The organism is Dyadobacter sp. HNCC25DJ184, assembly GCF_056895215.1.
In genome coordinates this window covers 254076-268174 of record NZ_JBXHAQ010000001.1, presented here as the reverse complement: position 1 = coordinate 268174, position 14099 = coordinate 254076, and the positions used below count along the sequence as shown (strand labels likewise).

The following is a 14099-nucleotide window of genomic DNA, read 5'->3' as shown; positions in this document are numbered from 1 at the left end:
TACGCCTCTCAGGAATAGTTTAACTACCCTACCGAAAATTGCCAGTTAATCGACCAACTGCCCGTTTTTATCTACTAATTCACTCCATTTCTGAATTTTTATGACGCTATTTTAACCAATCCTTCAAGGTATCCTCATATACATTCAAAAATCTTGTATATGCTTTGTCCAATTCCGGTAGTGCAACGGACAACGTTGAAGTGTCATCTGATTTTAGCCGCCACTCTGCATCCTTGGCAATCTCTGCAACCTGAGACACCCCCACCGTACCAGCACTGCCTTTCAATGTGTGCAAATTACTTTTAACCGTTGGAATATCACCCGATGCATATGCTTCCAACGCCTCCTTTATCATGTCAGTAGATTCATTTACAAAATCTTCGAAAACAGATAACACGAGGTCGGCTCCGCCAATCCCTTTTAGCTGATCAATTATTTCCTTATCTAAAATAGGCAAGGCAGGAATAGTTTCTTCCTTCGCCACAGGTTTTTCAGCCACAACCCCTTTGCTCTTATTCAACAGTTCCTTCACTTTATGCACCAAAAGATGCGCTCTGATCGGTTTAGGAACATAATCGTCCATTCCCTGGGACAAAAAACGGTCTCTGTCTTCCTTCATGGAATAGGCAGTCATAGCAACAACCGGAGGTAGGCTTTTAATCTTTTTTCTCAATTCCTGAGTTGTTTGTACTCCATCCATATCCGGCATTTGGATATCCATAAAGATGATATCATACATTCGCTCAGAAGGCGCATTTCGCTTTAAAACTTTATCTATTGCTTCAAATCCGCTTTCGGCCAAGTCTACCCTGCAACCCGATTTTTTCAGAATTTCGTTCGCCACCTTCCGGTTTACTGCGTTATCGTCTACCAACAATATCTCCGGATGAAGGTCGACAAATACGTTTTCAATCGGTTGATCTTCCGCAAGAGTCGTTGTTTCCACTTCGGCCATCGTGGTTTCTTCTGTTTCAAACGAGAACCAGAAAGTGCTGCCTTTGCCAAGAGTAGATTCCACTCCAATACCGCCGTGCATCATTTCGGAAAGCTGCTTACTAATCGCCAGTCCGAGGCCCGTTCCGCCAAATGACTTTTTCGAGGAGTTGTCAAGCTGTGTAAATGAGGTAAACAGAATCTGTTTGTCCGTCGCGCTAATTCCGATTCCCGAATCCTGTACATCCACTCTGATTTTAATCTTGTCGCCACGTCTCTCAATCAATTTCAAGAAGATCCGAACGGCACCCTTTTCAGTGAATTTCAGCGCGTTCGAAGTTAGATTCGAGAGTATTTGTAGCAGACGGGTTTGATCCGCGATGATATATTTTGGAATCTCCGGATCAACCGTGCATGTCAAGGTATTACCCTTATTCTTCGCCGCCTGGCCAAACAGGGAAACGAGTTTCAGCATCAACTCCTCAACAGCCAGCGGCGCTTCGTGCAGCACCATTTTACCCGCTTCAATTTTCGACAAATCCAGAATATCATTCAGGATATTAAGCAATGTTTCCGACGACCGCTTGATCGTCATTACATAGTCTCTTTGCTCGTCATTCAATTTCGATTCGCCCAAAAGGTCGATCATCCCTATCACACCGTTCATCGGCGTCCTGATCTCGTGGCTCATATTGGCCAGGAAACCCTCTTTTACTTTCAACGAATGCTCCGCATGTTCCTTTGCTTTCAGTAATTCAAGCTCATTTCGTTTCAACTCAGTAATATCCCTTGCGAGAACAGCTACCTCATTTGGCTTACCCTTATCGTTGGTAAACATGAGCATATTGATCATAAACTGACGCTCAGAGCCATCTTTACGGCGCATCGTAATTTCGAAATTCCGTAAACTTTTCGTCTTTCTCAGGCGAATCAACGCAGAATGTATCCTTTCACGGTCATTGAAGAACTCCGTGATTTGTCGGCCGATAACCTCGGCAGGAATATATCCCATGCGCTTCAACACAGACTGACTGATCATTGTAATCCGCCCATCCCGATCTATTCTGCAATAAATATCCTGGAGGTTTTCAAATATACTCCGGAACAGTTCTTCGCTATTGCGTAGTGAAAGCTCCGCCTCCTTCCTTCTCGTAATATCACGAGCAATACCGGAGACCTCTTCGATCACACCACCTTCATATCGGATTGGATTAAGGTAAAACTCAAGCCACATTTCTGAGCCATCTTTAATATCGACTTTAAACTCAAAATATTGAGGCTCACCTTTCAGTGCCAGTCGGTATTTACTTTCCAAAGTTCGTCTGTTGGTATTCCCTACCATTTTCCAGCCAAACTTCTCCGGCGTCAGTTGCAAAGATGGTCTCGCACCTACCTGGCTCTGAATCAGATTCGAATAATTCTTATTGAAAGAAGTAAGCTGGAAACTTTTGTTGACAGACCACATGATATGCGAGCTGCTGTCAAAAATAGCGTTCAGTCTCGCTACGTATTTGCTCAGCTCCTGTTCACTTTGCTTACGAGCAATTGCCAACGCCACCTGTCCGGAAATGAACTCGAGCAGTTCCAGATCCCTGGCGTCAAACATATTCGGATTGTCATAAGACTTGACACCAATAATACCCGTTACCCGATCTCCAATCCGAAGCGGCACGCACAGCAGAAGTTTCGGAGTTACTCCATATAGATATAAGCTGTTCCGTTTTGCCAATTCTTCAATGTCCTTATCCGACAAAAAAAGCGGTCTGTTGGACGCAATGGCATATTCTGTTACCCCGTTTCCTAATCTTCTTCTGGTAAATCTTACATTACCTTTAAAGTATTCGTCTACGTAATATGGGAAATACAAATAGCTTTCGCTAGGATCGTAAAGAGCTATAAAAAAATTTTTAACATCGATAATCTTGCCAAGTTCTTCGTGAATTGAATGGTAAAAATCTTCAAGATTGGGGGTATTCAGCGTCCAGTTGGCAATGCTGTAATATAAACTTTGAGCTTTCTCTGCCCGTATAGTCTCAGTATAATCGTTTAATATACAGCGAAATGCAGTTGGTTTACCATTGTCAAAACGGCAATTAACGCTACCTTTTACGAATACCTTTTTACCATCGCGATTCTGAAAAACTGCTTCGAAATTAGGATTGGAATGCCCATTTTTGATCTCCTCAAGTTGAGCTGAAACTTCATCTATATGCTGCGGGTGGACGATATCCTGCAACCGCATGGAGGCGATCTCGTCCAGGTTATATCCCAAAACCTCACGCCATGCCTTGTTGACAAATATGAATTTCCCGTCAATGGCAACCAGCTGGATCAGGTCACTGGTATTATCGACAAGATCCTGCAACTGCGAATTGGACTTCGCGATCGACGACTCCATCCGCCGACGGCGGGTTATATCAGGCCCAATTACCGTAACATATTCTACCTCACCCTCTTCCTGGTGAATGAGAACCGAGTTGATCGAAAAGGTACGAACTGTTCCTTTTTGGGCTAAAAAAGGTACTTCCCGTTGCTCCAATCTACGCTTACCCTGAAAACCCTCCTCCAACATTTGCCGGATTTCGGACTCGTCTTCTTTTGGTACCAAAACGTCAAACATACTTTTTCCAATGAGATCCTCCTCAGTCCAGCCGGTTTTCACCAGCACATGCGCGCTGATATTCTTGATAATAAAGTCAGGCGTAAAGGTTATTCCAATCAGGTTCAAATGCCGAAGGGTAGCATTGATCGTTTGCCAATCCGTTTGTGATGAAATCATTTCCATAGTTCAACGCGTATCTATTCGCATTAATGAGATTACTTCCTATTATTTATTCAATAAATCTACGAATTAAGCCTTAATTTTGGCTCGTGAAAGTAAATTATAAAAATACAGGAAATGGCAAGGTGCGCGCCAAAAAGCATTTAGGACAACATTTCCTCAAGGATCTGAATATTTGTCAGAAAATCGCGGACGGCCTTACGCTGCATGGTGGTTACACTAAGGTTTTGGAAATCGGCCCGGGTATGGGTGTTCTCACACAATTTCTACTCAAGAAAAGTGAATACACCACTTTTGTGGTTGAAATCGATACAGAATCAGTAGTATATCTGAAGACTCATTTTCCGGATCTGACACCAAGAATCATTGAAGGGGATTTTTTAAAATACAATCTAAGCGAATTGCTTACCGAGTCATATGGCATCATCGGCAATTTCCCTTACAATATCTCGTCGCAGATTTTTTTCAGAGCTTTGGAATTCAGGGATCGGATACCGGAAATCGTATGTATGCTTCAAAAAGAAGTAGCAGTAAGGATTGCCTCGCCTCCCGGAAACAAAGATTATGGTATTCTGAGCGTGCTTCTTCAGGCGTTTTACGATATCGATTATCTGGTAACTGTGCCTCCCGGTGCCTTTGATCCACCTCCTAAAGTCCAATCAGGCGTAATTCGTTTGAGACGTAATGCAACGACGAAACTTGATTGTGATGAAAAAATGTTCTTCACAGTAGTAAAAACAGCCTTTAACCAACGGCGTAAAACCTTGAGAAATGCACTACGACCATTAGGTGACTTTGCCGAGAATCCATTACTAACAAAAAGAGCAGAGCAGTTGGGTGTGAAGGAATTTGTTGAACTCACCAATATGGTTCAGCGAGGCAAGGATCAGTGATTTAAGTTTTTGAGCAAAAGGTTGGAGCAAGATAGATTTAGCTGCAAAAAACAGTAGAGGCATGACTTTCGAATTAACTAAGGAGTACGTAGAACTCATCCGCAAATTCATTGAAAATGAAGATATAGCGTCGATCCACGCGGAGATGGAGGGACAGTTCCCTGCCGATATAACCAACCTGTTATATGAGCTGGATTCAAACGAATCCAAATTTCTGTTTGAACAACTTGACGTCAAGGTCGGTTCGGAAATCATGGCGAGTCTCGAACCCGAAGAACGCAAGGAGTTTCTGAAGTCATTTTCATCCCATGAGATATCGCGGTACGTCAATCTTTTCGATTCGGATGACGCCGTGGATTTGCTCAACGAACAGCCCATTCGTGTACGCGAGGAGGTAATAGCATTGCTGGAAGACCGCGAACAAGCCCGGTTCATCCTGGATTTGCTGCACTATGAAGAAGATGTGGCGGGTGGTCTGATGCAGAAAGAGCTTGTTAAAGCAAACGTTAACTGGACTGTAAATCAATGTATTGAAGAACTAAGAAAGCAGGCAGAAGATGTTGGAAAGGTATATTCAGTTTACGTTGTGGACGACAATGATATTCTCCTCGGACTGCTCTCTCTGAAACGAATTGTGCTTGCTCATAAAAATACGAAAATTGAAAGTCTATATGATAAAGATGTAATTTTCACCGAAACTTACCGGCCGGTCGAAGAAGTTTCAGAGCTCATGCAGCGATATGACCTTGACGCCTTGCCTGTTGTGAACGTGCAAGGTAAGCTACTCGGGAGAATTACAATTGATGACGTCATCGACGTGATTACCGAACAAGCGAGTTCGGATACATTGGCCATGGCGGGTATTACTGGTGATGTTGAAGAAGATGATACGATACTGCGACAAACCCGCGCCAGGCTTCCATGGCTTTTGGTGGGAATGATGGGTGGTATTCTTGCCGCCAAGTTTATCAGTTTTTTTGAGGGAGATCTCCGCGTGATCCCAGCGATGGCTGCCTTTATTCCCATTATCGGTTCGACAGGTGGAAACGTCGGTATACAGACCTCTTCAATTATCCTCCAAAGTCTGGCGGACAAAGTGGGTTTGGATGATACTTTATGGCAAAGAATGGCCAGAATGCTTTCGATTGCATTTATCAACGGCCTCATTATCAGCCTGATTGTATTTGGATTCAATTTACTGATCGGAAATGAAGTACGACTGGCACTGGTTGTTTCCGCAGCATTGATATCCGTTGTATTTCTTGCTTCGTTTACCGGCACAGTGACGCCGATTGTTTTAGATAAAATCGGTATAAATCCGGCTGTTGCTTCAGGTCCGTTTATTACAACGGCCAATGACCTGATCGGATATGGTGTATATTTTGGCCTTGCTCATTTGTTACTCAACCTTTAATTTCAGCATTCGCTTAAGCTTAAAGGGATATTCACTGCCAGTCCGCCCTCCGAGGTTTCTTTGTATCGGTTATTCATATCCAGAGCCGTTTCCCACATAGTTTTGACTACATTATCTAACGATACTTTAGCATTCCCAGGGTCACTTTGTAATGCAAGCTGCGCAGCAGTTATAGCTTTAATCGCTCCCATCGTATTACGTTCGATGCAGGGAATCTGGACCAAACCTCCTACTGGATCACAGGTGAGACCTAAATGGTGTTCCATAGCAATTTCAGCAGCCATGATGCATTGTTCAACCGTGCCTCCAAGCACTTCTGTCAATCCTGCAGCGGCCATTGCCGATGATACACCAATTTCAGCCTGACAGCCCCCCATTGCAGCCGAGATCGTAGCACCTTTCTTGAAAATACTGCCAATCTCGCCAGCCGTAAGAAGAAACCTTAGCACAGTGTCGTCGCTACTCTCGCAAAATACCTCATGATATAGCAGTACTGCGGGAATGACGCCGGCAGCTCCGTTGGTTGGTGCAGTTACGACCCGGCTGAAGGATGCGTTTTCTTCATTGACAGCGAGCGCAAAGCAGCTGACCCAGTCGAGGGTATATTTAAACCCATTTCCAGAAGCTTTTATTTTTTGCAGCCATTCAGTTTGAGTTGCATATGCTTCATCTCCCAATAATTTCTTGTTCAAATTGAAAGCCCTCCGCCTCACGTTTAAGCCCCCGGGTAATGTCCCTTCCTCGTGACAACCCTTATAGATACTCTCCTGCATCACCCGCCAGATATTAAGAAGATCCGCCTTTATCGCGCCATCACTTTTCCATGCTCGTTCATTTTCCAAAACGAGCTCCCATATCGTCTTTCCCGTCAACTTGTTCCAACTCAGAAGTTCGGAAGCATTATCAACAGGAAAAGGAATAAGGACTGGTTTTGCTCCCGATCGTTCTTCGTTTTCCTGCACAACAAACCCGCCTCCGATGGAATAATAGGTTTCCTGCGAAACCTGACCGTCGTTAAAAGTCGCCAGGAATGTCAGGGCATTGGGATGATACGGTAACGACTCGGAAATCTTAAACACGATATTCTTTCGCGGAGAAAATGCGATGGTATGTCGTCCAGCCAAATTGAGTTTTTCGCTTGACTTGATTTCGGCGATGATGTCAGAAATAAGTTCTGTCTTTATTTCGATCGGATCATACCCGGCTAAGCCCAATTGTACCGCCAGATCCGTGCCGTGCCCCACTCCGGTTTTGGCCAATGAGCCATACAGGTATATATCGATGCTACTAACTGATTCAATTTCCCTCGAAATCGATATCCGTTTCAAAAACCGCTCCGCCGCCCTCCATGGACCCAATGTATGAGAACTGGACGGGCCAACTCCAATCTTGAAAATATCAAAAACCGATATTCTTTCTTCACTCATGATAAATTGTCTATAACCTGATTTTTAATCTATTTTACTGGACACTCTCATAATAGTTAATTACAATTTTCAAGATCGAAAAAATTACCTGTTAACTTGCAGCTGCTGCTCGCATAAATATAGCACCTCAAACAGGTTTCTAAGTTAATTAATTCTATGATGTATGATTAGCTGTTAAAATTGAACCAATATTTCCCCTTCTATGATTGCAGTAATACAACGCGTCTCCCAAGCATCCGTAACAATCGAAAATCAAATTCACGGTAAAATAGATACCGGATTTATGGTTCTGTTAGGAATAACCCATAAAGATACCCGTGAGGATATTGAATGGCTGGGCAAAAAAATCGTTGGTTTGAGAGTATTTGGTGACGATGAAGGTAAGATGAATCTCGATCTCAAAACTGTAAATGGCAATATCCTCTTGATCAGTCAGTTTACTCTACATGCCAGCACAAAAAAAGGAAACAGACCTTCATTTATAGATGCGGCAAGACCTGAGTTCGCTATTCCGCTTTACGAAGAAATGATCAAGTTTCTATCTTCAGAAATAGGCAGAGAGATCGCTTGCGGACAATTTGGCGCTGATATGAAGGTATCGTTATTAAATGACGGTCCTGTTACCATTATTATTGATTCAAAAAACCGTATTTAGAATATGACAATCGAAGAAGCTCAAAAGCAGGTCGATGAATGGATAAAATCCTATGGTGTCAGATATTTCTCCGAACTGACCAATATGACCATCCTTACTGAGGAAGTGGGAGAACTGGCCCGAATTATGGCGAGAACCTACGGTGACCAATCTTTCAAAAAATCGGATCTGGAAAAAGATCTGGGCGACGAAATGGCTGATATACTATGGGTTTTAATTTGTCTGGCCAATCAGACTGGCATTAACCTCACCGCCGCTTTTGAAAAGAATATGCTCAAAAAGACCGCTCGAGACAAAGACCGCCACAAGAACAACGATAAGTTGAAGTAGCTGAATACAAAGCTGGGCATTTGTACCCAGTCAAAAAACTAACAGCTAATGGCTAAAAGCTAAGAAAGCAAAAGAGGCTGCCCTTCCAGACAGCCTCTTGCTTTATATTACATATCGAGTAATAATCTCATTGGATCCTCGAGTAGTTGTTTAACCCTAACAAGGAAGCTCACTGAATCCTTACCGTCGATCGTACGGTGGTCATAAGAAAGTGCCACATACATAATCGGGCGAATCACGATTTGACCGTCAACTACAACCGCTCTTTCTACGATATTGTGCATTCCCAGAATAGCAGACTGTGGAGCGTTGATGATCGGAGTTGATAACATCGAACCAAATGTTCCTCCGTTTGTGATCGTAAACGTACCTCCAGACATTTCATCCAGGCCTAATTTACCATCACGAGCACGAATTGCAAGACGTACGATTTCTTTCTCAATTGCGGCAAACGACAATGTTTCAGCATTTCTGATAACCGGTACAACCAATCCGCGAGGCGTAGAAACCGCCACTGAAATGTCTGCATAATCGTTGTACACCAGCTCTTCTCCGTCGATCCCACCGTTGATAACAGGGAAATCTTTCAGAGCAACCGTAACCGCTTTTACGAAGAATGACATAAAGCCCAAACCTACTTCATGCTTTTCCTTGAATTTATCTTTAAACTTCGAACGAAGATCCATTACAGGCTTCATGTCCACCTCGTTGAACGTAGTCAACATGGCAGTTTCGTTTTTCACTGCCACCAGACGACGGGCGATTGTTTTACGAAGTGAAGACATTTTCTCCCTACGTTGTCCGCGCGCTCCTGGAACGGATGCAACAGGCTCAGCTTTTGCAGGAGCAGCAGCGGGAGCTTGTTTTGCAGGTTCAGCAGGTTTTGCACCCGCTTTCAGTGCATCTTCTTTCATGACACGACCACCTGCCCCAGAACCATTCACATCCTTTGGATCGATTCCTTTGTCAGCCAGAATTTTAGCTGCAAGAGGCGAAGTATGTTTGTCCGTAAATCCTTTGTCGGAAGTCGAAGCAGCAGCTTCAACAGCTGGCGCAGCTTGTGCAGCAGATTTTGCAGCTCCTGAACCACCTTCAATAATACAAATCACAGCACCGATCGAAAGTGTTTCACCTTCTTTTCCAACTATCTTAAGAGTTCCTGCAGCTTCGGCAGGAAGTTCGAAAGTAGCCTTATCGGACTCCAATTCACAAAGTATATCATCGACATTTACAAAGTCTCCGTCTTTTTTACTCCAGCTAGCAATGGTTACTTCTGTGATAGACTCACCAACCGCAGGAACTTTCATTTCGTAAGCTTTGCCTGATTCGGCTACAACCGCCGGGGCCGGAGCAGCCTCAGGCTGGGCCTCTGCTTTTTCAACAACAGGGGCAGCAGCAACAGCCTTTTCCTCTTTTGGCTTAGCAGGTTGAGCAGATCCATTGGCCGCGGAATCGATCGTAGCGATCAAATCCCCTATATTCAATGTATCGCCTTCCTGAGCTTTAATATGTAAAACACCTTCTGCTTCCGCAGTCAGTTCAAATGTCGCTTTGTCGGAATCAAGACCGCAAATCACTTCATCCATTTTCACAAAATCACCATCGTTCTTGAACCAATTTCCAATTGTTACTTCAGTGATCGACTCGCCAACCGGCGGTACCTTTATTTCAATTTCAGCCATTTTATCAGCAATCTTGTTTTCGGATTAAGTCTCTTAATATTGGTATTTATTCAAATGCCCTTCTAATAATCTCAGCTTGCTCTTTTGCATGTATTTTAGAGAAGCCAGTAGATGGCGATGCACTTGATACTCTTGCAATAACTTCCAGAGGCTTGGCGCCTTTATACATTCTCAGCATAAATGTCCAGCCTCCCATGTTGAATGGCTCTTCTTGTACCCAATATACCTTCGCATTTTTATATTTGCTCAGATGCTCATCAATTTGATTTTGCGGGAATGGATGCATTTGTTCAAGACGAATAATTGCGACATCGTCCCTCTTATCAGTTTGCTGTTTTTCGAAAAGCTCATAAAAAAGCTTACCAGTACACAACAAAACCTTCTTTACTTTCGCCGGATCTGCATATGTATCTCCGATCGTTTCCTGGAAATTACCATTAACAAGGCTATCCAAAGGAGAAACACAAAGTGGATGTCTCAGCATAGATTTTGGAGACATCACGATCAACGGTTTTCTGAACGGAAACTTCAGCTGACGGCGCAGCAAATGGAAGAAGTTAGCCGGCGTTGTTACATTCGCAACGATGATATTATAATTCGCTGCCAATTGCAAATATCTTTCGGGTCTTGCATTTGAGTGCTCAGGTCCTTGTCCTTCATACCCGTGAGGCAATAACATTACCAATCCCGTCCAGCGGTCCCATTTGGTTTCGGCAGAAGTTACAAACTGATCAATGATCACCTGGGTTCCGTTGGCAAAATCACCAAACTGGGCTTCCCAAATAACCAATGCATTAGGATTCGCCATCGAATAACCGAATTCAAAACCCAATACCCCATACTCAGACAAAAGCGAGTTATAAATCATGAACTCTCCCTGCTTCTCCTGAATATGCGCCAAACTGTTGTATGACTGGTTAGTGTCGACATCTTTCAAAACAGCATGTCTATGCGAGAAAGTACCACGCTGAACATCCTGTCCGCTTAAACGCACGATATTACCATCGGTAAGAATCGAACCATATGCTAAAAGTTCAGCAGTAGCCCAGTTAACCTCCTTTTTCTCGAAGATCATCTGTTCTCTGTCTTTCAACAATTTATCAATTTGTTTCAAACGGTTGAAACCATCCGGCGTGCTCGTTAAAGCTCTTCCAATTGTCTCAAGCATTTCCAACGGAACACCCGTTTCAGGTGATTTTTCAAAATCAGCCGGTTTGAATTTTCTTAGAGAATGCCATTCCTGTTCAAGTTTCGGCATCGAATATGGCAAAGCTTTTTGTTTTACCATGTCCAAACGTTCCTGAAGAAGTTGCTTAAATTCTTTGTCCATATTGACAGCCAATTCAGCATCTACGTCGCCACGTTCCACCAAAGTTTTTTGATATAACTCCCTTGGATTAGGGTGATTTTCAATTGCCTTATATAATACCGGTTGAGTAAATTTCGGCTCGTCGGCCTCGTTGTGTCCGTGTTTACGGTAACAAACCATATCAATAAAGATATCCTTGTTGAACTTCTGACGATATTCAACAGCCAATCGCATACAGAATACCACGGCCTCCGGATCGTCACCATTTACGTGCAAGACAGGAGCATCAACTATTTTCGCAACATCCGTACAATAGATACTCGATCTTGCATCAACGAAATCCGTTGTAAAACCAACCTGGTTATTGATTACGAAATGGATGGTTCCACCAGTATAATATCCATTCAGCCCTGACATCTGAGTTACTTCATACACAATGCCCTGACCAGCAACAGCGGCATCACCGTGAATCAAAACAGGTAGTACTCTATCGTAGTCACTGTCATACATCCCATCAGCACGTGCCCTGATATAGCCTTCAACCACAGGGTTCACGGCCTCAAGGTGTGATGGATTCGGAGCCAGCTTCATATGAACTTTGTTCCCTTCTTTGGTCGTGATCTGGCTGTCAAAGCCCATGTGATATTTCACATCCCCATCACCCCAAACCTGATCAGGAAGATTTCCTTCAAACTCATTGAAGATCTGTCCGTACGTTTTTTGCATGATGTTCGCAAGAACGTTCAAACGGCCTCTGTGCGCCATACCGATCATTACTTCTACCACGCCCATTTCAGCTGCCTTGTTGATCATGGCATCCAAAGCTGGAATGGTAGTTTCTCCACCTTCCAATGAGAATCTTTTTTGACCCAGATATTTGGTGTGAAGGAAGTTTTCGAATACAACCGCTTCATTAAGCTTTGAAAGAATATGCTTTTTCTCATCAGTTGAGAAGCTCATATTAAGAGCTTCCTTCTCAATTTTCTTTCTCAGCCAGTTTTTCTGCTCTTTATCGCGGATATACAGATATTCAAATCCGATATTCTTGGTATAAATCGTTTTCAGCGACTCCACAATCTCGTTCAGAGTAGCTGGTCTGCCGAAAACTTCAACTCCAGCTTCAAAAACAGTTGAAAGATCCTCGGGTCCCAGATTAAAATCTGTGATATCCAACTGTGGATTTCTGTCTTTTCTTTTTTGGATAGGGTTAGTCGTCGCCAAAAGGTGCCCGCGAGAACGGAATCCTCTGATTAGGTGAACCACTTCCATTTCCTTGCGAATCTGAGAAGAGTCAACCTTGACGCTCTGTGCCACAGCTTTTCCGTTGGAGGAGCCGTTTGCGTGACCATTTACAGGGTACTTTTGATAAAAATCATAACCCTCAAAAAATTTCTGCCAGCCTTCATCTACTGAGGCCGGATCTTGCTTATAGGAATTATACAATTCTTCTATGTAAGCACCGTCTGAATTCGCTATATATGTGTATTTATCCATCACAAATGTGAATAATTCTTTTGCGCGACAAAGTTACGAGACTTATGTTTACAACGCGCAAAAAAGTTCCTTTTTAGTATGATATTAGTGGTGAGGGCTAAATGGAGTAATCCAATTAAATCTCAAAATTATTATTTAAATTAATATAAGCACATTATCTCTCTATAAATCAACCTCTTACAAAATTCATGTTTCCGTCTGAAAAATCAGTATTTCTGAAAACCGTTAGGTGATGGTATAAATTTCAACATCAATTCATGCACGCCCTTCGGTCCGGATTGCTGGTAATATATCGCCTCCGCTTGTTTCGTACTATAAAAATAACCCAGACGAATGTTTCTTCCAATCTGAGTCTCAGCCGAAAACTGGAAATAACTTACGGCAATATCAGAAACTTTTAGCCCGCCACCCATTCTGTATGAGGTCCCAATTCCTACTTTTTCATTAAACCAGAATCGAGCTCCAACGTCCGCCCGTAAGTTGCGGTCTTTTTCCTGGACAATTAGCAAATGAGGAAGTAGTAAAACATCTTCGGCCAAATCATAGCTCCCGCCTGTCATTATATAAAGTGGTCTTCGATACAATGCATTTGCACTGTTGGTCCCAAAGCTCTGTTTGAGAAGCTCTGGCTTGGAAACACCGATATAAAAGTGATCCGAATACAGCCACGCTCCTACTCCCAGGCTTCCAAGTGCGTCGTTGTTGGTACTCACACCAGACCCGTTTGCAATGGGAAGTATATTAACACCGCCTTGCGCGCCCAATGAAAGTTTGAAAGCTTCGGAAACGGGCAGATGATATGCAACCGACCCATAAAATCCGGTAGTTGTAAAATAACTGGTCTGATCGTTCAATGCCTGAAAACCAATACCCAGCTTGCCATTCGCGACTGTGCCATCAGCTGCGAACGTCTGGCTTGAGGGTGAATTTTGAATCGTAAACCACTTCCTCCGGAAGAGTGCGGTCATATTGAATGTTTCCCTGACCCCAGTAAATGCCGGGTTGATGGCCATAGGATTTTGAACATATTGCTCGAACATTACTTCTCTCTGGCCAAAACTCACTCCCAGACCCAGGAACAGCCAGCAAACCAAACTTAATCTGAATTTTGTCATTATAGTTACTAACAATACGCCAGGAGGCGGTATAAAACAGTGGCAGAGGAACATTCCCCTGCCAC

The 14099-nt window shown here is 43.3% G+C and carries 9 protein-coding genes; 4 read left to right on the top strand and 5 right to left on the bottom strand.

Annotation, left to right across the window (positions count from 1 at the left end):
• Positions 1–106: 106 nt before the first annotated feature.
• Entirely contained in the window at positions 107–3712 is a 3606-nt protein-coding gene (locus AC1XUD_RS01030; RefSeq protein ID WP_483359075.1) for a PAS domain S-box protein, read from the bottom strand.
• A 92-nt stretch (positions 3713–3804) separates the two neighbouring features.
• On the opposite strand from AC1XUD_RS01030, the gene rsmA reads away from it, so the two are divergent.
• Positions 3805–4608 carry a 16S rRNA (adenine(1518)-N(6)/adenine(1519)-N(6))-dimethyltransferase RsmA gene (gene rsmA / locus AC1XUD_RS01025; protein ID WP_483359074.1) on the top strand — a complete coding sequence of 268 codons (804 nt, stop codon included), beginning with the start codon at positions 3805–3807 and terminating at the stop codon, positions 4606–4608.
• Between the two features lie 61 nt (positions 4609–4669).
• Positions 4670–6022 (top strand): magnesium transporter, encoded by a 1353-nt coding sequence (gene mgtE / locus AC1XUD_RS01020; RefSeq protein ID WP_483359073.1) that lies wholly within the window; start codon positions 4670–4672, stop codon positions 6020–6022.
• Positions 6023–6024: 2 nt separating this feature from the next.
• On the opposite strand, the gene AC1XUD_RS01015 is transcribed toward mgtE, so the two are convergent.
• A complete protein-coding gene (locus AC1XUD_RS01015) occupies positions 6025–7380 on the bottom strand; it encodes an L-serine ammonia-lyase (RefSeq protein ID WP_483359467.1) in 1356 nt (451 codons plus the stop codon).
• Between the two features lie 271 nt (positions 7381–7651).
• Between AC1XUD_RS01015 and dtd the strand changes: the two genes are divergently transcribed.
• Together dtd and AC1XUD_RS01005 are read left to right on the top strand one after the other, a co-directional pair.
• Positions 7652–8104 (top strand): D-aminoacyl-tRNA deacylase, encoded by a 453-nt coding sequence (dtd, locus tag AC1XUD_RS01010; protein WP_483359072.1) that lies wholly within the window; start codon positions 7652–7654, stop codon positions 8102–8104.
• A 3-nt stretch (positions 8105–8107) separates the two neighbouring features.
• A complete protein-coding gene (locus tag AC1XUD_RS01005; RefSeq protein ID WP_483359071.1) occupies positions 8108–8434 on the top strand; it encodes a nucleotide pyrophosphohydrolase in 327 nt (108 codons plus the stop codon).
• 107 nt (positions 8435–8541) lie between these two features.
• On the opposite strand, the gene odhB is transcribed toward AC1XUD_RS01005, so the two are convergent.
• The 3 genes from odhB to AC1XUD_RS00990 all read right to left on the bottom strand — a co-directional run bounded on the left by odhB (position 8542) and on the right by AC1XUD_RS00990 (position 14034).
• Positions 8542–10116, bottom strand: a complete 1575-nt coding sequence (odhB, locus tag AC1XUD_RS01000; RefSeq protein WP_483359070.1) for a 2-oxoglutarate dehydrogenase complex dihydrolipoyllysine-residue succinyltransferase — start codon at positions 10114–10116, stop codon at positions 8542–8544.
• A gap of 46 nt (positions 10117–10162) precedes the next feature.
• On the bottom strand, positions 10163–12919 hold the full coding sequence (locus tag AC1XUD_RS00995; RefSeq protein WP_483359069.1) for a 2-oxoglutarate dehydrogenase E1 component: 2757 nt from the start codon (positions 12917–12919) through the stop codon (positions 10163–10165).
• Between the two features lie 206 nt (positions 12920–13125).
• On the bottom strand, positions 13126–14034 hold the full coding sequence (locus tag AC1XUD_RS00990; protein ID WP_483359068.1) for a PorP/SprF family type IX secretion system membrane protein: 909 nt from the start codon (positions 14032–14034) through the stop codon (positions 13126–13128).
• Positions 14035–14099: the final 65 nt, after the last annotated feature.

Excerpts from the sequence above, each read along its gene's own strand:
- AC1XUD_RS01005 (WP_483359071.1), top strand. The coding sequence starts at position 8,108 with ATGACAATCGAAGAAGCTCAAAAGCAGGTCGATGAATGGATAAAATCC.
- AC1XUD_RS01030 (WP_483359075.1), bottom strand. The coding sequence starts at position 3,712 with ATGATTTCATCACAAACGGATTGGCAAACGATCAATGCTACCCTTCGG.
- dtd (WP_483359072.1), top strand. The coding sequence starts at position 7,652 with ATGATTGCAGTAATACAACGCGTCTCCCAAGCATCCGTAACAATCGAA.
- odhB (WP_483359070.1), bottom strand. The coding sequence starts at position 10,116 with ATGGCTGAAATTGAAATAAAGGTACCGCCGGTTGGCGAGTCGATCACT.
- mgtE (WP_483359073.1), top strand. The coding sequence starts at position 4,670 with ATGACTTTCGAATTAACTAAGGAGTACGTAGAACTCATCCGCAAATTC.
- AC1XUD_RS00995 (WP_483359069.1), bottom strand. The coding sequence starts at position 12,919 with ATGGATAAATACACATATATAGCGAATTCAGACGGTGCTTACATAGAA.
- AC1XUD_RS00990 (WP_483359068.1), bottom strand. The coding sequence starts at position 14,034 with ATGACAAAATTCAGATTAAGTTTGGTTTGCTGGCTGTTCCTGGGTCTG.